Origin of the sequence: Psychrobacter alimentarius, from assembly GCF_001606025.1 — a bacterium.
Lineage (GTDB): Bacteria > Pseudomonadota > Gammaproteobacteria > Pseudomonadales > Moraxellaceae > Psychrobacter > Psychrobacter alimentarius.
On the sequence record NZ_CP014945.1, the window covers coordinates 2,146,054 to 2,166,927 of the forward strand.

Annotated in this window: 15 protein-coding genes; 8 read left to right on the forward strand and 7 right to left on the reverse strand. The window is 43.7% G+C overall.

The features are described 5' to 3' along the window. Positions 1 to 134: 134 nt before the first annotated feature. The 6 genes from carB to A3K91_RS08760 all read left to right on the forward strand — a co-directional run bounded on the left by carB (position 135) and on the right by A3K91_RS08760 (position 9,606). On the forward strand, positions 135 to 3,398 hold the full coding sequence (gene carB, locus A3K91_RS08735; RefSeq protein WP_062844912.1) for a carbamoyl-phosphate synthase large subunit: 3,264 nt from the start codon (positions 135 to 137) through the stop codon (positions 3,396 to 3,398). A gap of 344 nt (positions 3,399 to 3,742) precedes the next feature. Further along, the gene (greA, locus tag A3K91_RS08740) at positions 3,743 to 4,219 is read left to right on the forward strand and encodes a transcription elongation factor GreA (protein WP_057760725.1); all 477 of its coding nucleotides are present in this window, start codon (positions 3,743 to 3,745) and stop codon (positions 4,217 to 4,219) included. Between the two features lie 373 nt (positions 4,220 to 4,592). After that, positions 4,593 to 5,450, forward strand: coding sequence for a hypothetical protein (locus tag A3K91_RS08745; protein ID WP_062844913.1), 858 nt, complete (start codon positions 4,593 to 4,595; stop codon positions 5,448 to 5,450). A gap of 306 nt (positions 5,451 to 5,756) precedes the next feature. After that, positions 5,757 to 7,025, forward strand: a complete 1,269-nt coding sequence (locus A3K91_RS08750) for a putative DNA modification/repair radical SAM protein (RefSeq protein WP_062844914.1) — start codon at positions 5,757 to 5,759, stop codon at positions 7,023 to 7,025. 202 nt (positions 7,026 to 7,227) lie between these two features. Then, positions 7,228 to 8,100, forward strand: coding sequence for a TIGR03915 family putative DNA repair protein (locus A3K91_RS08755; protein ID WP_062844915.1), 873 nt, complete (start codon positions 7,228 to 7,230; stop codon positions 8,098 to 8,100). Between the two features lie 144 nt (positions 8,101 to 8,244). Then, positions 8,245 to 9,606, forward strand: a complete 1,362-nt coding sequence (locus A3K91_RS08760) for a glycosyltransferase (protein WP_062844916.1) — start codon at positions 8,245 to 8,247, stop codon at positions 9,604 to 9,606. A gap of 236 nt (positions 9,607 to 9,842) precedes the next feature. Here the strand turns inward: A3K91_RS08760 and A3K91_RS08765 are convergent, their stop codons facing one another. The 4 genes from A3K91_RS08765 to A3K91_RS08780 form a co-directional block, all read right to left on the reverse strand. Continuing rightward, positions 9,843 to 10,064, reverse strand: a complete 222-nt coding sequence (locus A3K91_RS08765; protein WP_062844917.1) for a hypothetical protein — start codon at positions 10,062 to 10,064, stop codon at positions 9,843 to 9,845. A gap of 348 nt (positions 10,065 to 10,412) precedes the next feature. Next, positions 10,413 to 11,855 carry an APC family permease gene (locus A3K91_RS08770; RefSeq protein ID WP_062844918.1) on the reverse strand — a complete coding sequence of 481 codons (1,443 nt, stop codon included), beginning with the start codon at positions 11,853 to 11,855 and terminating at the stop codon, positions 10,413 to 10,415. Between the two features lie 327 nt (positions 11,856 to 12,182). Next, complete coding sequence (gene gabT, locus A3K91_RS08775; protein WP_062844919.1) at positions 12,183 to 13,445, reverse strand: 4-aminobutyrate--2-oxoglutarate transaminase; 1,263 nt, start codon at positions 13,443 to 13,445, stop codon at positions 12,183 to 12,185. A 111-nt stretch (positions 13,446 to 13,556) separates the two neighbouring features. After that, the gene (locus tag A3K91_RS08780; protein WP_062844920.1) at positions 13,557 to 15,023 is read right to left on the reverse strand and encodes an NAD-dependent succinate-semialdehyde dehydrogenase; all 1,467 of its coding nucleotides are present in this window, start codon (positions 15,021 to 15,023) and stop codon (positions 13,557 to 13,559) included. A gap of 248 nt (positions 15,024 to 15,271) precedes the next feature. On the opposite strand from A3K91_RS08780, the gene A3K91_RS08785 reads away from it, so the two are divergent. Then, positions 15,272 to 16,042, forward strand: a complete 771-nt coding sequence (locus A3K91_RS08785) for an IclR family transcriptional regulator (protein WP_062844921.1) — start codon at positions 15,272 to 15,274, stop codon at positions 16,040 to 16,042. 79 nt (positions 16,043 to 16,121) lie between these two features. Here the strand turns inward: A3K91_RS08785 and A3K91_RS08790 are convergent, their stop codons facing one another. Both A3K91_RS08790 and A3K91_RS08795 read right to left on the reverse strand, forming a co-directional pair. Then, a complete protein-coding gene (locus tag A3K91_RS08790) occupies positions 16,122 to 17,423 on the reverse strand; it encodes a CaiB/BaiF CoA transferase family protein (protein WP_416231974.1) in 1,302 nt (433 codons plus the stop codon). Between the two features lie 163 nt (positions 17,424 to 17,586). Further along, a complete protein-coding gene (locus tag A3K91_RS08795) occupies positions 17,587 to 18,771 on the reverse strand; it encodes an acyl-CoA dehydrogenase (RefSeq protein ID WP_062844922.1) in 1,185 nt (394 codons plus the stop codon). A 176-nt stretch (positions 18,772 to 18,947) separates the two neighbouring features. Between A3K91_RS08795 and A3K91_RS08800 the strand changes: the two genes are divergently transcribed. Then, on the forward strand, positions 18,948 to 19,775 hold the full coding sequence (locus tag A3K91_RS08800) for an IclR family transcriptional regulator (RefSeq protein ID WP_062844923.1): 828 nt from the start codon (positions 18,948 to 18,950) through the stop codon (positions 19,773 to 19,775). Between the two features lie 182 nt (positions 19,776 to 19,957). Here A3K91_RS08800 and A3K91_RS08805 read toward each other — a convergent pair whose 3' ends face one another. Further along, positions 19,958 to 20,827 (reverse strand): hypothetical protein, encoded by an 870-nt coding sequence (locus tag A3K91_RS08805; protein WP_062844924.1) that lies wholly within the window; start codon positions 20,825 to 20,827, stop codon positions 19,958 to 19,960. Between the last annotated feature and the right edge of the window lie 47 nt (positions 20,828 to 20,874).

Below are 20,874 nucleotides of genomic sequence, written 5' to 3' on the forward strand. Positions count from 1 at the left end.
TAATAAGTCAATGCTTGAATCGCTAAAAGCGGTTTGAGCAGCACTGTAGCGAAGCATTGTAAGTACAAAACGCCACAAGCGTTATTAAAAATAAAGATTACTTAAAATATCATCAAACGAAGGTAGCTCTAACTATGCCAAAACGTACCGACATAAAAAGCATTCTTATCATTGGCGCAGGCCCCATCGTTATCGGCCAAGCGTGTGAGTTTGACTACTCAGGCGCACAGGCGTGTAAAGCACTAAAAGAAGAAGGTTACCGCGTCATCTTGGTCAACTCAAACCCTGCGACCATTATGACTGACCCTGTCATGGCAGATGCCACCTATATCGAGCCGATCACATGGCAGACGGTTGAGCAAATCATTGCCAAAGAGCGCCCCGATGCAATCCTACCAACCATGGGCGGACAAACCGCGCTCAACTGTGCATTAGACCTAGACAAACATGGCGTACTAACCAAGTACAACTGTGAGTTGATTGGCGCGACCAAAGACTCAATCGAGATGGCAGAAGATCGCGACTTATTTGACAAAGCGATGAAACGTATCGGTCTTGAGTGCCCACGCGCTGAAACCGCTGAGACCATGGAAGAAGCTTTTGCCACTCAAGAAAAGATGGGCTATCCCTGCATCATTCGTCCGTCATTCACCATGGGTGGTTCAGGCGGCGGTATCGCGTACAACCGCGATGAGTTTATTGAGATTTGTGAGCGCGGTTTTGACTTATCACCAAACCATCAGCTGCTCATCGATGAATCACTAATCGGTTGGAAAGAGTACGAGATGGAAGTGGTCCGTGACAAAAACGACAACTGCATCATCATTTGTGCCATCGAGAACTTTGACCCTATGGGCGTGCATACAGGCGACTCAATCACCGTTGCCCCAGCGCAGACATTGACCGACAAGGAATATCAAATCATGCGTAATGCCTCTTTGGCAGTACTGCGTGAGATCGGTGTAGAAACAGGCGGCTCAAACGTACAGTTCGGTATCAACCCTGATACGGGCCGTATGGTCGTCATCGAGATGAATCCACGTGTATCACGCTCGTCTGCCCTCGCCTCAAAAGCCACTGGCTTCCCAATTGCCAAAATCGCAGCAAAACTGGCGATTGGCTATACGCTAGATGAATTGCAAAACGACATCACAGGCGGCAAAACGCCAGCCAGCTTCGAGCCTGCGCTTGATTATGTCGTGACCAAGATTCCTCGTTTTAACTTTGAAAAATTCCCACAAGCGGACAACATCCTATCGACTCAGATGAAATCGGTCGGCGAAGTGATGGCGATTGGTCGTAACTTCCAAGAGTCGATGCAAAAAGCCTTACGCGGTATGGAAACAGGCGCGGATGGTTTTGATGAGCAAGTTGACTTATCAAAAGTCAGTGCTGAGAAGGCTCGTAGCGAAATTATCAATCGCTTGACGATTCCAACCCCTGATCGTATCTACTACATTGCAGACGCTTTCCGCGTTGGTATGAGCGTCGACGAGGTGTTTAAATTCACTAAGATTGACCCATGGTTCTTGGTACAAATCGAAGACATCGTTAAAACCGAAGCAACCGTGAAATCCTTAGGCTTTGGTGGATTGAACGAGAAAAATCTACGCAGCTTTAAGCGTAAAGGTTTGTCAGATTTGCGTTTGGCTAAATTGCTTGGCGTGTCACAAAAGCAACTACGTAAAAAGCGTTGGGATTTAAACGTCTATCCAGTGTATAAACTTGTTGATACGTGCGCCGCAGAGTTTGCCACCAGCACCGCTTATATGTACTCAACCTACGATAGCGAATGTGAAGCCAACCCAACTGACAAGAAAAAAATCATGGTTATCGGTGGCGGCCCTAACCGTATCGGTCAAGGTATTGAGTTTGATTACTGCTGTGTCCATGCAGCGCTTGCCATGCGTGAAGACGGCTATGAGACTATCATGGTCAACTGTAACCCTGAAACGGTTTCGACCGATTATGACACTTCTGACCGTCTATACTTTGAGCCAATCACATTAGAGGACGTGCTAGAGATCGTCCGTATCGAAAATCCAGATGGTGTGATTGTCCAGTTCGGTGGTCAAACGCCTTTGAAACTTGCCCGCGCTTTAGAATCTGCTGGCGTAAAAATCATCGGTACTAGCCCTGATGCGATTGATCGCGCTGAAGACCGTGAGCGCTTTCAGCACATGATTCAGCAGCTTAATTTGACTCAGCCATCAAACGCTCTAGCCACCAGCTTAGAAGATGGATTGGTTAAAGCAAAAGATGTGGGCTATCCACTGGTTGTACGTCCATCGTATGTCCTTGGTGGTCGCGCGATGGAAATCGTCTATAACGAAGATGAACTAAGACATTATCTACGTACCGCCGTACAAGCCTCGAATGAGGCGCCTGTCCTACTCGATCGCTTCCTAGATGACGCCATCGAAGTCGATGTGGACTGCGTATGTGACGGTACAGATGTCGTCATCGGTGGTATCATGCAACATATCGAACAGGCAGGTGTCCACTCTGGTGACTCAGCTTGCTCACTACCGCCATACTCACTATCAGATGAGCTGTGTGATGTCATGCGTGCACAAACCGTGGCTATGGCAAAGGAGCTTGGCGTGGTTGGCCTCATGAACGTTCAGTTCGCGGTCAAAGGTGAAACGGTTTATATCTTAGAAGTGAACCCCCGTGCTGCCCGTACTGTCCCGTTTGTCTCTAAGTGTATTGGTACGTCATTGGCACAAATCGCCGCTCGCTGTATGGCTGGTACGTCACTGAAAGACCAAGGCTTTACCACTGAAATCGTTCCTTCATTTTACGCGGTTAAAGAAGCGGTATTCCCATTTGCTAAGTTCCCTGGTGTCGATCCAATCTTGAGTCCTGAGATGAAATCAACGGGTGAAGTAATGGGCGTGGGTAAGACTTTTGGCGAAGCATTTTACAAAGCCATCATCGGTAGTAATGAGCGCTTGCCAGGTCTGCCTACTGAGGGCGAGAATAAGACCGTCTTTATCTCAGTTCGTGATAGCGATAAAGCACAAATCGCTCCTATCGCTCGTCAACTTGTAGACTTCGGTTTCAATATCGTATCGACCACAGGAACGCAAAAGGTACTGAGCGATGCTGGTATTGAGTGTAAGCAAATCAACAAAGTTACTGAAGGCCGCCCTCATATCGTTGATGCCTTGAAAAACGGTAAGATTGACCTTATTATCAATACGACTGAAGGTAAGCAGGCGCAAGAGGATTCATTCTCTATTCGTCGTAGTGCCTTACAAGGTAAAGTCTTTTATGTCACCACGTTAGGTGCAGCAGATGCAGTTTGTAAATCTTATGCGATTGACTTGCCATTTGAAGTCTATAAGTTGCAAGATTTACATGAACAAGCAAAGACTATTGACGTGACTGAATAATTTCAGTAGATTAAGCATAACCGCTAAGCTTATACAAAAGCTTAGCCAAGACTTGTTATTGATTATTCTGTGACAATCGTACGTTAAAAAAACAATATCTTTAAAGAGTCAAACCTACAAAAGCATAGTGGCTGAACTGCGACTATGCTTTTTATTACGTAAGGTTCAGTGCGCTTGGTACTGTCAGTTTGCTTGGTACTAAGAGTAAATGTGCTAATACATAATAGCCCGTTTACTGATGACACCATCTGAACCCCACTCTTTTTATATTTCATACTCATTGCAACAACATTGACACCATCTCCTTATGAGGTGGTGTGGTGTTATTGGTTTAAGGAAAAAACATGCAACGTTATCCCATGACTCCGCAAGGACATGCGGCTTTAGAAGCCGAATTAAAACAGTTAAAAAGTGTCGACCGTCCACGCATCACAGCTTCCATTGCTGAGGCCCGTGAACACGGCGATTTAAAAGAAAACGCTGAATATCATGCTGCTCGTGAGCAACAAGGCTTTTGTGAAGCACGTATTCGTGATATCGAAGCAAAACTTGGTGGTGCTCAGGTCATCGATCCTTCAACGTTACCAAAAGAAGGTCGTATCGTGTTTGGCGTCAGCGTCGTGATCGAAAACATGGACACTGAAGAAGAAAAACAGTACAAAATCGTTGGTGACGATGAAGCCGACTTCAAAGCTGGCAAAATCTCAGTCAACTCACCAATTGCTCGTGGCCTTATCGGTAAGTTTGAAGGTGATGAAGTACGTATCGAAACCCCTAAAGGTGTGGTTGAATACGAAGTAATGAAAGTTATCTACGATTGATTTTGTGCTTATCGTGCCTTTATAAAAACATGCTTTGATAGAAGCTCTATATTAAAGCAGACGAAACAGCAGCTCATCTAGCTAATAGGCAAATAACATCATTTAAACCGTCATTATATATAAAATAGCAGTTACACAATGCTGCTTTTCTACTCAATTTGTTTTGGCGCATAATTGCTTGAGTATGGATATTTATGCCATTTGGTATAACTTCTAATCGAAAATAATGATGGTTTGATAGTTAATATTGACTGTCGTCAGTACCGAAACCCTTGTTATTTGGCATACTCTGTTGTGTCATTTAACAAGGGTTTTTCTTGTCTATACATTATTTATTGCTGTTTCATTTACCGTTATTTTAAAGGAGCCTTTTATGAGCATAAATTTTGATACATCATTAACCACAGTGGTCTCGGCCATTATGGCGGGTGCCGTACTGACGGTATCAGTGGCACATGCTGCGCCTGAAATCGCCATTAGCTCGCCTGCTGGTGGTAGTACGACTGTCGTTGAACAATACTCAGACGGTAAGACGGCAACCATCACTGCGACACCAAATGGTATTACCATGCAGGATGGTATGCCTTATGCCGTCACTCAAGTGACAACGGTTCCGCGATATGTTGTCCGTCAAGCTGGCAATAACAGTACGGTTGTGACTCAAGGTAGCACCACGGTTACCAGCGTGCCTGTCAGCAACCAAGTGACCAATACTGTCTCCAACGTGGACGTTATCACTACGCCCGTCAGTACCGTGACACAAGTAACGCCTGTCACAACAGCGACGCAGCTACCCGTGACCAGCCAGATAACCACAACGTCATTAGATGCTCTACGACTTACCCCGACATTTAGTACGCCTGATATCGTCAATGCCCAAACCAAAGTCATGAAGATCCTAAAAAACAGTGCTGGACGTGACGTCGCAGTCCCTGCCAATCACATAGCGCCCGGCGACATTATCGAATACCACACCACTTATACCAATACCACAGCCCAACCAGTCAACGATATCAATGCGATGGTATCTCTACCAAGCGGCGTGCAACTGGTATCATTGAATAGTTCGATACCAACGCTTGCAACCACAGGCGGCGGTAGCTATCAAACCATTCAACAAGTCGGTAACACGACCGTTATTCAAGAAAATTACTCAGGTCTTAAGTGGAACTTAGTGAACCTGAATCCCAATGCTGCTCAAACTGTGGTGATACGCGCCAAAGTTCAGTAAGATCTAATAGATAAATCCAGCTTTGAAATATTAAGCAATGACTCAGTAATACTCGGTATAAAAGGCTTCGTCCGCTAAATTAACTAATAGCGGGCAACGCCTTTTTTTGTTCTCTGACAATAAGTTTCAATGTTTAATAACGACTGTTTATCATTTGGTAAAGCGCTGCTTTTACTGTTTATAAACTGTACTTTAAAAAACGACACTAAATGTCGTGTTGTTTTTAATCTTTTCCTATAAATACAATAACTTAACGTCAATCTTGCTAAAATAGTCTTTCATTAATACATTGGTAAATACCCACTTATGGCAGCTATCAATTATGAAAGACTACAGGGCAAGCTCAATATTTTAGCAGACGCGGCTAAATATGATGTTTCTTGCTCTTCCTCGGCTGGTACGCGAAAAAACCAAGGTGGCGGACTTGGTGATGCCTCAGCAACTGGCATTTGTCACAGCTATACCGAAGATGGTCGCTGCGTCAGTTTGCTAAAGATTCTTTTGACCAATCATTGTATTTATGATTGTGCTTACTGTACTTCCAGAAAAAGCAATGACACGCCACGTGCCGCTTTTAGTGTGGAAGAAGTGGTTGATTTGACCATGCAATTTTATCGTCGTAATTACATCGAAGGGTTATTTTTAAGCTCAGGTATTTTTAAAAGCGGCGATTATACGATGGAGCGATTGGTTGAAGTTGCCAAGATATTGCGTACCCGCGAGCGTTTTAACGGTTATATTCACTTAAAAACCATTCCGGGTGCGTCAAAAGAGTTGTTGCTAGAGGCAGGACTATACGCCGATCGTCTAAGCGTGAATATTGAAATCCCAACCAAGTCAGGGCTGGCTCTGCTCGCACCAGAAAAATCACATGAGCAATTGAAAGCACCGATGGAGACAGTAAAAGAAGAGATTATTACTATTCGTGAGAGCCGTAAAACGCATAAAAAAGCACCGAAATTCACGCCAGCAGGTCAAACCAGCCAGATGATCGTTGGGGCAAGTAATGAGACAGACTTGCAGGTGATTCAACTATCCAGTCACTTTTACAAAACGTATGATCTAAAGCGTGTCTACTATTCTGGTTACGTACCCATGCTGTCTGATAATCGTCTGCCAGCGATTGGTACGCCCGTGCCAATGGTACGCGAGAACCGTCTCTATCAGGCAGATTGGTTGATGCGTTTCTATGGGTTTGGTGCGCATGAGATTCTAGAACCCGAGTCGCCATTCTTAGATTTGGACTGTGATCCAAAACTGGCTTGGGCAATACGCCATCGTGAGCATTTCCCAGTCAATATTCAAACCGCGACTTATGAGATGATCGTGCGGATACCCGGTATTGGTACTAAAACGGCCAAAAAAATCATCAAGGCACGTAAGTTTAATCAACTGACTTTATATCATCTAAAAAAGATGGGCGCCGCGGTCAATCGTGCCAAATACTTTATTGCCACCACAGGTAAAAACGAGCATTTAGCACATTTGACGCGAGATAACTTTCGTCAATACGTATTGGCGCAAACGCAAACCAAGTTTAAAGATCAGCGTAGCGGTCAGTTGGTGTTGTTTTAAATATCACAAGATCACTCTAAAACCCCATATATAGCCAGCGCTACTGGTAATATTTTTTGTAGCCTCTGTCACGCTATGCGAACAGCAAGCAAGAAAAATATTGCAGTAGCACCTGAGACCATACTCTGTATTTTAAATACGCTATCAAAATGTCGCTTTTAAGATAAGCCACAATATCCCTACCGTCATTTTAGGATAAAAAATGTCGCAACTTACTCTCGATACCTCTTATCCCATCGGTCAGTTAACGCCCAGTATCGTGCTCTATGAGCCAAGTTTTGAAGGGTGGCTTAGTGCTGTTTTTTATGTCTACGAACACAGATTACAGCACGAGCCAGCATTGCAACTGTTCGCTCAAGATGACTATGCGCCTTCCTTGATTGCTCAAGCAGTGAGCGTTCACAAAGATGAAGACAAAGCGGAGCGCGTATTAATAAAGCTGAATAAGCTTTTGGGCCGCTCAGGTATGCGCAATGTCTTATGGGGGTTTTTGTCCGAAAAAAACAATATCGGTACAACTTTGTTTCATGTGATTAAATATGCGATTGACTACCCTACTCGTCAGATTATGCAAGATGTAGGCAATTTAGAAGTGCTTGAATTGGTACAGACCGTAAAATCTGTAGGGCGTGAAAAGCATCGTATGGAAGCATTCGTGCGGTTTGAGCACACCACTGATGACATTTACTTTGCGCGTGTCGCACCTGATTTTAATGTCTTGCCTCTGATTGGTGAGCATTTTCGTCAGCGTTACCAAGATCAGCACTGGGCCATTTACGATCTGACACGCGGTTATGGCATTTATTATGACAAAAGTAACAGCACACCCTCCCAGCCTGCAGAACTGCAAACCATCACTGACCTTGATGATGCGGTGCTGCGCAATCCTGCTAGCATTCATAGTGATGATGAGCAGCGTTATCAAAAATTTTGGCAAGGCTACTTTACCAATGTCAATATTAAGGAGCGTAAGAACCCACGGTTGCATAAGCAATATTTACCGCAGCGCTATTGGAAATACTTAAGTGAAAAACAGGTCGTACCCAACGCTGAGCATCTGACAAAACGCCGTTAGGGGCTTTGAGGATTTTGACTATATTTTTGTAGTCGTTTTTAGCCATTCACCATTTGACCTTATCTTTTATCTTGATGGTTGAGTTTTGACTATTTTTAACTGACAATAGCAGCTTCATATCATTAACCAGTGACCCACGCTATTATGAAGATTATGCGCTTACTGTCGTCTCTCAAACATGATGAATCCGAGCGCGGTATCTTTCATCTTGGGCGCGCATTGGTAAAAAATGGGCACACCTCCATCATTGTCTCAAGCGCAGAGGAAGACAATGATTTGGTCAGACGTCTCAAACGTGATGGCAACCTCTACCATCAGTTGCATATGAATAAAAAATCTTGGTTATCATTACTACAAGTTGCCCCGCTACGACGATTGATTGAAAAGTACAATCCTGATGTCATTCATGTACATTCGCGTACCCCCGCATGGATATTGCACTTGGCTCTGCGCCGTGCTCGCGTCAAGCGCATGCCAAAATTGGTATCGACCATGTATGGCTTCTATCCTATCAATAAATATTCACAAGCGTTGTTGAATGTTGACACGATTATCACGGTCTCTGATAGTGTGACCAATTACTTAAAGAAAGGTTTGCGTCTTGAAGACGCTGACCCTAAAACCATCAAGCGGATTTACCGCGGCGTCGACACGCGCCGCTACCCTTATCGGCACAATCCTTCTGTATACTGGCTCCGACATACCTTTGCTGAATATCCTGAGCTTGAGCATAAAAAATGGCTGGTGTTTCCTACTATTATTGGTCATGAATACGGTCAAGAGTGGCTGATTGATATCTTAGGTAATTTACAAGAACAATTTCCCAACATCCACGCTATTATCATGGATGATGACTATAGAGAAAATGATGTCTCCCACCAAGACTTTCGTCAACGTACCAATACGTTAGGTTTGGCCGAGCGCATCACATACGTGGGTAGAAAACGCAATGACATGCGCGAATGGCTGTCAGCCGCCAATATTGTAATGGCACTTGCCAATGAGCCTGAATCAATTGGCATCAATGCTCTACAAGCCATTCATTTAGGTACGCCAGTCATTGGTTGGGATCAAGCAGCCTTCAGTGAAATATTACAACCGCTGTATCCGCAAGGCTTGGTAAAAAAATACAATGCCAATGCGCTTTGTAAAGCGGTGAGAAACCAGCTAGAAAGCGTGACGCGTCCTGAAATGACAAATAAATTTACCATGCGTGAGATGATTGAAGAGACGCTCGCCGTCTATCAAGGGCTTCATGATGCAGCAATAGCCAAAGAACAGGCCGAAATCGATGCTGCTGCCGACCGAAAGCTCAAAAGACGTTTAAAAAAATCCTCTCAGGCTACCCGAGAATCTACGGTTAGCGATGTTTCGTTCGATCAACGAGCACTGAATCTCAATCGCAAAAATGCCAATGTGAAACCGCTGCAAGAAACGCCTAAGGTAGCAGAGACCACAAAGGCGATTACGGATGCAGAAACCGTACAAGAGGATAAGAATTTGTAAATCCGTATCATATCGTCAATAAACATACACTTTAGGCTGAAAAACCTTGCTCATCCCTTTAGTGATAGAAAGCAAAAAACCCAGTGACTGCTTAAATAGCATTCATCGTTTGTCATCTATCATAATACGTGTGGTAAAAACAATTTCGATCTACAAAAACTCATCGTTCCCTCGATATATTTTTAACAGATGAAATCGAACATTAAGCGACCTTTATAGATCAGTAGATAATGGTGCTACAGTAGCGCAAACCAAGCGTCATTGACTAGATGATTTTCTAAATCGAAGCGGACATATATCCCTTCGCTGTCTTTTGTTGCGTACCAATGCTCATCACCTAGACCAATATTTATCTGGAAAAATTTCTCATTTATAATGTTACCTACGGTATAGATAGATCCTTCCGAAAAAAAATCGTTACCACTGGTACATTTCAATTGATCTCCACTTTTAATCATATATTTGTCCTCCATGACAATAAGAAAGTAGATAAAGATGAATAATTTGACTTTATAGTTTACAAATGTCAATAAATAAAAAATTGAATTATGTAATTTCTTATAGGTTTGCACTTTGACAAACTGTTTTGGCGATGACAGAAAAGGATATGTATCGCTCAATGAGTTGTGACTTCATGTTTTTTAGTTAGGACAAAAAACGCTACCCTTTAAAAATTCATGTCATGACTCTGATTTACGCTCTTCTGCTATCAATCTATTTACATACTTTTTAAAAGCAACAAAAAAGCCTAACGCTTGACGTTAGGCTTTTTTTACGATTGAACCAGTTTATTCAGACAAATAAAACTATTTTTTATATGGATTTTCTTTTAACCATTGCTGATTAGCAATTTTGAGCTCATGTAACTCATGATCCATAATTTCTTTGCTCTTACCTGGGTTTTTCATTGAAGCATAACCATATAATGCAACACCTAGAACTGTCCAGCCAAGGAAAATCCACCATTCAATAGCGACAAGAGCGGATGGCATACCTGGTAGATAAAGCGCCAACATACCAAGACTGAGCAGAATGGTAATAATACCAACCAATTTACCTGCTGGTACTCTAAACGGACGTACCATATTAGGCTCACGGTAGCGCAATACCAAAAACGATAATGCTACGCAAGTATAAGCGATAACAATACCAAACCCGCCAGCATCAACAATCCACACAAGCATTTTGCGACCAAACAATGGTGCTAATGTCGCCAAACCACCAATCAATAAAATCGCATTGACTGGGGTGTTGTACTTAGGATGTAGCTTGCATAAAAACTGCGGCAACATGTGCGTTTTACCCATGGCGTACAATAAGCGACTACCACCGATAAGGAATGCATTCCAGCTTGATAAAATACCTAGTACACCGCCGATAACAAGCAACGTACCTGCCCATTTACCATTCCAAGCATTGGTCATTGCATCAGCTGTAGCCAACGTTGAGTCTTGCGCTTGTAATAATGGTAAAGTCTTACCCACACTCCAAGCAACCGCCACGTACCAAAGTACAGCGATAATGATAGACACAATCAAAAATTTACCGATATTTGGACGGGTCAGATTGATTTCTTCTGCCGCTTGCGGAATCACGTCAAAACCAACGAATAAAAACGGTACCATTACCATGACGGTCATGATGCCGCCCATACCACCAATAAAGGCTGGGGCTTGTACTGAGTTGGATGTTTCGGGATTGAACAACAGGGCACCAATGAACAGCAATATACCCACGAGGAAAATACCTACGACTGCTAATTTTTGGAACCAAGCACTGACTTCCATACCGCGTATGTTGAGCCATGTGACAATCACTGAACCGATCATCCCGACAGCGACCCACGTGGCATAAACATCCCAGCCAGCGACATTCCAAAGATAACCTTGACTATAATTGGGAACGATATATTCGACAACAGTAGGCAGTGCTACCGCTTCAAAGGCCACCACGGAAAAATAACCAAACAAAATACTCCACGAACAGATAAAGGAGACATTCACCCCCAGTGCCCGATGTGTATATGTGTGCTCACCCCCTGTGATGGGCATAGATGCTGCCAGTTCTGCATACGCCACGCCGATCAAGATAACCACAAGACCACCGATCAAAAAGGCACTGACCGCACCCCATATACCTGCCGAGATAATCCAACCACCCGCCAGTACAACCCAGCCCCAACCGACCATGGCACCGAACGCCAATGCGATGATATCGAACACACCCAACGTTTTCTTTAATTCAGACATAACCTACTCCTTGTCTGTGTGTCATCCGTGTGAACCTATTACAGTTACACTATTTCTGTTTAGTGGGACAGTACCCACCCTATTTACCATATAGATCGTTTGCCTAAAAACCGTCGTTTGCTATTTATTTAATTTTTAAACAGACAGCAAAAACGGCGTCTTGACTTGCAAGGCGCCGTTCAAAAACACACTCTAAATGAGTGACATGAGAGCAACCTTGCTGTTGTATTAACAATAGCCTTGAACGCCTGTTCATCGTTGGCTAAAAGAGATCCATCAAACAGTAAATAACTATAAATGCTCTATACCTATAAAGTAGGTACTTAATTACGCCGTTAAGATGCCTTTGATGATATCCAAACCTTCTTGTAGGACGTCATCTTCAACAGTTAACGGAACCATCACACGAATCGCGTTGCCATACATACCACAAGATGCCAATAGCAAACCTTGTTCAAATGATTTTGCTTTTAGGTTGGCAGTTGCCTCAGTATCAGGTTTGCCTTCACTATCTACTAAGTCAAACGCTAACATAGCGCCTTTGTGACGAATATTACCAATGCTGCTCAGATTGAGACCTTTTAAGAACGACTCAATTTTGTCGCCAATCTCAATACTGCGCGCCAGTAAGTTCTCTTCTTCGATCACTTCTATAACGGCAAGTGCTGCCACACAAGCAAGTGGATTACCAGAGTAAGTGCCACCTAGGCCGCCTACTTGAGGCGCATCCATAATATCTGCACGACCAATGACGGCAGAGATAGGATAACCACCTGCCAAACTCTTGGCACAAGTCATAAGATCAGGCTCAACGCCCAATTGCTCGCTAGCAAACAATGTACCGGTTCTGGCAAAACCACACTGCACTTCATCAAAAATAAGTACGATGCCATGCTCATCACAGATAGCGCGCAATGCCTTAGCAAATGATGGGGTTACTTGATGGAAACCACCTTCGCCTTGAACTGGCTCAACGATCATTGCTGCCACTTCACTAGGATCGATGTCTGCTTGGAAAATCATCTCAAGGCTATGTAATGCTTGTGCCTCTGTGACATTTAACTCTTCAGCAGGGAATAGCGCATGGAATACAGGTCCTGGCATCGGACCAAAGTTCTTTTTGTATGGCAGTACTTTGCCTGTTAGGCTCATGCACATGAGCGTACGACCATGCCAACCACCAACAAAAGAGATGACACCTGGACGACCTGTTTTTGCACGTGCAATCTTGATACAGTTTTCAACGGCTTCTGCACCCGTCGTCAAAAAGAATGCCTTAGTATCGCCACTAATCGGCGCTTTTTCGCACAATTTTTCAGCCAAATCCACATAGCACTCATAGTTGATCATTTGTGCCGCAGTGTGAGTGAACTTATCCAATTGCTCATGCACACGCTGAGTAATTTTTGGATGGCTATGACCCGTATTAAGAACGGATATACCACCGACGAAGTCGATGTAACGCTTACCTTCTACATCCCAGATTTCTGAATTTTTTGCTTTTTCTGCAAAAATAGGAAAAGCAACGCCAAGTCCTGTTGGTAAAACTGCTTTGCGACGCTCAAGTAATGATTGATTGGTGGTTGTCATAAAAATATCCTTTTCTTTATCTTTGATATAAACAATCTCAGTTAGATAAACTAAAACCTGAGGATTCAAGATTGCATAATAAAATGAGTGGTAAAACGTTTGGGCAAATCATTAGCTGACGTCAGAACACCAGTATTTGATAACCACATAGTCTTCAATGCCATACTTTGAACCTTCACGTCCAAAGCCTGACTGCTTCACGCCACCAAACGGCGCAACTTCTGTAGAGATAAGACCTGTGTTATGACCAACAATGCCATACTCAAGACCTTCAGTCACACGCCATGCACGAGCATAGCCGTTGCTATAGAAGTAAGCGGCCAAGCCATAGATAGTGTCATTGGCTTGACGAATGACTTCTTCTTCATCTTTAAAAGTAAAGATAGTGGCAATAGGGCCAAAGATTTCTTCGTGCGCAATGTCCATCTCGCTCTTAATGTCAGTGATGACTGTAGGATTGTAAGTCAGCTCTGACGCTTCGTTTACGCTACCGCCTGTGACCAACGTCGCGCCTTTATCTAGCGCGTCTTTAAGCAACGCCTGCACCTTATCCAACGCTTTTTTACTGATTAGTGGACCAATATCTACGCCTTCTTCCATGCCGTTGCCAACATTAAGCTCGGTTACTTTTTTGACAAATATGTCTAAGAAAGCGTCTTTGATACTGTCTTGTACATAAACACGATTGGCACAAACACAGGTTTGACCAGCATTGCGATATTTAGAAGCGATCAAACCTTCAGCCGCTTTTTCGAGATCAGCATCATCAAAAACGATAAATGGGGCATTACCGCCAAGCTCTAATGAAAGTTTTTTGATGGTTGGTGCGCACTGAGCCATCAACGTACGACCGACTTCAGTAGACCCTGTAAACGACAGCTTATGAATGCGCGCGTCACCTGTTAAGATATCGCCAATAGTAGAAGATTTACCAGTCACAACTTGAATAACGCCTGCTGGAATACCTGCTTGCTCGGCCAACGCACCTAATGCTAAAGCAGAAAATGGCGTTTCTGTTGCAGGTTTGACTATAATGGTACAACCTGCTGCTAATGCAGGCGCCACTTTACGAGTGATCATCGCGGCTGGAAAGTTCCAAGGCGTAATCGCTGCGCAAACACCAATAGGCTGCTTTAAAATAACATGGCGCAGTTGTGATTTATTGGCAGGAATGACATCGCCATAAATGCGCTTACCTTCTTCTGCAAACCAGCGGATAAAGCTGTTAGCATAGCCAACTTCGCCACGTGATTCGGTTAAAGGCTTGCCTTGTTCGGCAGTCATGATGATTGCCAGATCTTCTTTATTGGCATCAATAAGGTCTGCCCATTTTAAGAGTAGCTCTGCACGCTCTTGCGCCGTTTTGGCTGCCCAAACACTCTGCACGTCATGAGCATAGGCAACCGACTCATTAATGTCTTCAGTCGTCAGGCTTGGCACAGTACCAATGACTTCACCATTAAAGGGGTTGGTTACGTCGATGGTGGCTTGGTCGCTCGCGCCATGCCAACTGTCTTTAATGAAACACTGCTGTTTCAGCAGTTCTGGGTTTGATAGCTGTAGCGTATGCTGTGACATATAAACGCTCCTTGTAATTGGGAATTGCAGATTTATCAAAATAAAAGCATAACGATAAATAAATGTTTAGGTATAAAATACGGGTTGATAACACTTTGTATGTTCAATATACTGAACATTAATTCTATATACGAGACATTATTATAGGAATGATAGTCGGTTATTTGCAACCCCTAAAATCATTTCTATGAATATTTCTTTCATTATTTTTCTATCTTATTAATTTTACTCACTTTTATGGGTTATTTATGAGCGTCACTTCCGTTCCTGCATTAGACAAGACTTTCCAAATTTTAGATTTGATTACTGATAGCCTCCAACCTTTAACGGCTGCTCATATCTCTAAAGAATTGGATCTGCCCCGTAGCTCAACGCATAATATTCTGCAGAGCTTACTGGCAAAGCATGTGATCTATAAAGATGCGGAGAACCGTTTTCATTTAGGGTCTTATTTGATGTATTGGGCGGGCAAGTACGAACAGCAGCAAGGCGTCATACAATTATTCAAAGAGCTTATCGTGCAGTACCCTATTCTGCTACAGCATACAGTTACGTTGTCTAAGCTGGATTTGGGCGAAGTGGTATTTTTGGCGTGCCATGAAGCGCCCGCTCCACTTGGATTTACCTTTCGCGCTGGTGTCCGTGTACCTGCGGTATTTTCTTCAACAGGTAAGGCGATGCTTTCAACACTGTCTATGGAAAACATAAAATCCATGTATGCGACAGGCTTTCCCGCGCCTATGACACCGCGCGGTGTGAAAAACTTTACTGATTTGGAAGCGGAGTTAGCTGATATTCAAAACAGCCGAATATCTCTTGATGATGGGCAGCTGCGCGAGGGAATGTATTGTTTAGGCACGTATATTCGTAATGCTTCGGGTAATGTCATTGCCGGTATGGCGGTCAGTTTTTTGCAAGGAGAATATGAGGTCAAACGGGCAGAAGTCAGCGCGGTATTGATTGAGTTAGCGAAACAAATGGAGCAGCGTTTAGGATTTTGCTCTAATGAGGCGAAGTGATGTGATAGCGTCGCTATATGGGTCGTGTCGTTCATGACCCATATAATAAAATCAGAGGTAAATCGGTTTTAAGAACCCATCAGACAATGCCATCTGCTTTTAGCTTGGCTATCATCTCGCTATCATAACCCAAATCTGCAAGTGTACTATCAGTATGCTCACTGAGACGTGGCGGCGGTATACGATAAGAGACTGGCGATGCGGACAATTTAATGGGGCTACCGAGCGCTTTTATCGGGCTGTCAAATGCGGCAAAATCAACAATCATCTCACGTGCTTTTGCTTGCGGCATCGCCAACGCTTCAGCGACATTGTGTATCGCACCGCATGGAACACCTGCTTGATCCAAAACTGCCAGCCAGTGTGCTCTTGGTTGCTTGGCAAACCGCTCAGCAAGTGCGTCGCATAATATATCTCGATGCGCAACGCGATCAGGGTTGGTCATAAAACGGCTATCCGTGTGCCAGTCAACTGCCAGCACCTCGCAAAGCTTGGTAAACTGACTGTCATTGCCGCAAGCCAAGATAAAGTGCGTTTCGTTTTCAGCTGCAAAAACTTGATAAGGAACGATACTCGGATGCTGATTGCCAAGTCTTGGTGGTATCTTGTCCGAGGCAAGATGATTCATACCCACATTGGCTAGCATTGCCAACGCACTGTCTAATAACGCCACATCTACCTGCTGCCCAAGCCCAGTGTTTTGACGCGCCAATAATGCCGCTTGAATACCAATCGTCAGCTGCAAGCCTGCAAACAAATCAACGACTGCCACACCAACTTTGTGCGGTTCGCCATCACTAGGACCTGTGATACTCATCAGTCCTGACAAACCTTGAATAATATAATCATAGCCGGGTCGCGCTGCATCTGGCCCTGTCTGCCCAAACCCTGTTAAAGAAGCATAGATCAGGCGCGGGTTGGCTTGCTTGAGACTGTCGTAATCCAAGCCGTATTTTTTAAGACCACCCACCTTAAAATTCTCTACCACAATGTCGCTGCCAGCAATGAGCTGTTTGATGATGGTTTGCCCTGCTGGCGCAGTGATGTCTACGGTCAGTGATTTTTTATTGCGGTTGATGGTGGCGTAATAAGCTGATGTGTTATCGCTGAATGTTGGTGGTGCCCAGTGCCGTGTTTCGTCCCCTATCTTGGGACGCTCAACTTTGATGACGTCTGCGCCTAGATCAGCAAGTATTTGGGTACAAGAAGGACCTGCCAGCACTCTTGATAAATCGAGCACTTTGATACCATGCAATGCGCCTTTGGGTACGTCACCGCTTTCACTGATACTGTCATTAGTATCTTCATTGATATTGCCATCGGGTTTAACAATATGATCAGTGCTTTTAGACGAGGATGGCGTGGACATGGCGACAGTCATAATAATCCCTTATTTTTAACGTATTCTTTGTTGCTTTAACATGCAGTGATTATGGATAACCACTAAAAAACGTACGTTACTGTCCATAAATACTATTTGGTGAATCAGACAGTGACGTACGCTATAAGATAAAACTATACTAACAGTTATTACCTAGACAAGATTAATAAAATGCTTGAATGCCTGTCTGTGCACGGCCTAAGATAAGTGCATGAATATCATGCGTGCCTTCATAAGTGTTGACGGCTTCTAGATTCATCACATGGCGAATAATATGGAATTCATCAGAGATACCATTGCCACCATGCATATCACGAGCCACACGAGCAATCTCTAATGCCTTACCGCAGTTGTTGCGTTTGATCATAGAAATCATCTCAGGTGCCGCATTGTGCTCATCCATCAAGCGACCAACACGCAGCGCCGCTTGTAGACCCAAAGCAATCTCAGTCTGCATATTGGCAAGCTTCAACTGTACCAGCTGCGTTGCGGCGAGCGGACGACCAAATTGCTTGCGGTCTAGCGTGTACTGACGGGCAGCCTTCCAGCAGAATTCTGCCGCACCCATACTGCCCCAAGCGATACCATAACGGGCTTTATTCAAGCAGCCAAACGGTCCTTTTAGACCACGGATATCTGGGAAAGCATTGGCTTCAGGGACGAATACTTTGTCCATGACAATCTCACCCGTGACGGACGCACGCAATGAAAATTTGCCTTCGATTTTTGGGGCGGACAGTCCTTTCATGTCTTTTTCTAAGACAAAACCACGAATCTCGCCTGCATCGTCTTTTGCCCACACGACAAACACATCCGCGATAGGGCTGTTGGTGATCCACATTTTATTACCTGTCAGCTCATAGCCGCCATCAACCGCACGCGCGCGTGTCGACATCGATGATGGGTCTGAGCCTGAATCTGGCTCTGTCAAACCAAAGCAACCGACATATTCACCCGTAGCAAGTTTGGGTAGATATTTTTCTTTTTGCTCTTCTGTGCCGTACGCCCAAATAGGATGCATCACTAGGCTGGACTGTACGCTCATCGCTGAGCGGTAACCTGAATCCACCGCTTCCACCTCTTTGGCAATCAACCCATAAGCCACGCTCGACAGTCCAGCACAACCATAGCCCTCAATCGTCACGCCAAGTAGACCCATTTCACCCATTTGACGCATGATGTTGCGATCAAAGTGTTCGTTACGGTTGGCCTCCACGATATTTGGCATCAGCTCTTTTTGAAAAAACTGATGAGCGCTGTCAGTGACCATACGCTCCTCTTCTGTCAACTGATCACGCAATAAAAAAGGGTCTTCCCAATCAAAACGTGGGCTGGTCGATGTTGCCATGTGTTTCTCCTTGATATCAGTCTTCCTGACTGAAGAGTAATGATTAATAAGCCGTTTGATTTAACAAGTCATTGACTTCGCTATTCCGCTATGCGAAACTTAGTTTCACAATATAATTCTATTTAAGCAAAGTTTCAGTGTGCTGTAAACCTTTATCAAAGAAATATGAGTATAAAATGACAAACTCTTTATCGAATATCCCACCATTACTCGATCGAATGGATAGCGCTCTTCATCAAAATAAAGAAGACAATGACCGACAATTTGTGACAGCGCTGGGTCGTGGGTTGATGCTATTAACGGCTTTTGAGCATCAAGAGGTACTCAGTCATCAACAATTATGTCAAATGACCAAACTGCCAAAAGCGACCATCACGCGACTTATCCATACCCTTACCATACTTGGGTTTTTAAGCATCACAGAGCACGGACACTATCAGCTGGGTAGTAGTGCGATGAGGCTCAGCGCTACCGCATGGAGTCGTCATGACATGGTTGCCGCAGCAGAACCATTGCTACGGCAGTTTGCGCGCGAAAACGAAGTATCCGTGAATTTGGCCACAGAGATTGGAGGAGAAATGCGCTATCACGCATGCTGTCGTAGCCCGGCGCGCCTCTCAGTCAACTTACAAGTTGGCTCAGCAGTACCCGTGGCGTACACCGCGATTGGCCGCGCTTTTTATGCAGCAAGCTCACCAGTCAGACAAGACATTATTCTAAAAAATATACGAGATAACGTGTCTGCAACAGAGTACGCCCCTGCACAAGCCGCTTTGGATCAAGCTGTAGAACACTATAGTAAGTATGGGTATACGGTCTCTGATGGTGAGTTTTCTACTGATATATTGGCCGTCGCTGTCGGTGTGTATGATGTCGCAACTGGGCAGTATACGTACTCGCTTAATGCCAGTGTCCCAAGTGCCAACTGGGATATGGACGAGTATGCGTCGATGATTGTGCCCAAGTTGCAAACGTTGGCGGAGCGGATTGGGAGTGGGGTTTAGCGGTTGGCTAAGTCGATTGACACGTCAAAGTATGTACGTTTCAGCCTATGATCAGATTAATATTTTGTTGACATAAGCTTAAATGAAGAAGTTTTCACTAGAAAAAATAATAATCCGTTTTGATCTTGAGTCTTGATCGTAAAAATAAAGTCAGCGCATATCGGTAGTTTGATAGTTTATTGTCATTCCAAAAAGCGCTGGTCATTCTCTCGATACCATTGCCAAGATTGTTCTAGTAATTCTTTTGGACAGTTAAAGTTGTCGGCATATTTCTGATAAAGTAGGATTTGATAATATGAAAAATCAAAAAATCGGTATAAAATACCTGTGTCTATATAGTCTTGATAACACCATCCTTTATTGTAATAGTCCGTCATAAACACTGGGTCTTCAGTCATTCGATTGGCAAATTTGTCTCGGTACGCATCCTTATCTTCTTCACTGAAAAAGCTATAAAAATCCTTTCTATGACTGGTAAGATTAACATAGAGTATTTTTAATGGATCAAAATGCCTAAAGATTATAGGGTATAGCGGGAAACCTATATCGCTTGTTTCTTCTTCGTCATAGTCTAAAGCATTCATAATTCTTTTAGAGCTTTCATACATGACGCTGATAACCAACAGCCTACCCTGTAAAAAAGAGTTTAACAGTCCAATCTTAAAAACGTTATCTACGCCTTCATCTTTAGGATCAGTGATGGTTATCGCTTGATAGGCATAAATATCACCTTCGTCAGGAAAAACATCAAGCTCAATGTCCTCTTTATTGGGTAAGTAGATATTATGATAGTTATACTCATTGAATGGGTAACTTGGACCGCTGTTGCCCAAAAAAAATGCCTCACAGAACATCCTAAGCGTCCCCGATATATAAGTAAAATTCTCATCTATAACAAGTTTATCTTGTAAAGATTTCGGCAACGATTCTTTGTCAATTTGACTGGCACGGATGTTAAACCCTCGATCAATAAAGTATTCAATAAATGGGGCTAAGCTGTATTCTTTATCATCATCAAGCTTAGCAACTATTTCAATAGGGTCATCGCTCATTTTAATCTCAAAAAAATTATAAAGTATTATCTCGAAACTTGCGCCAA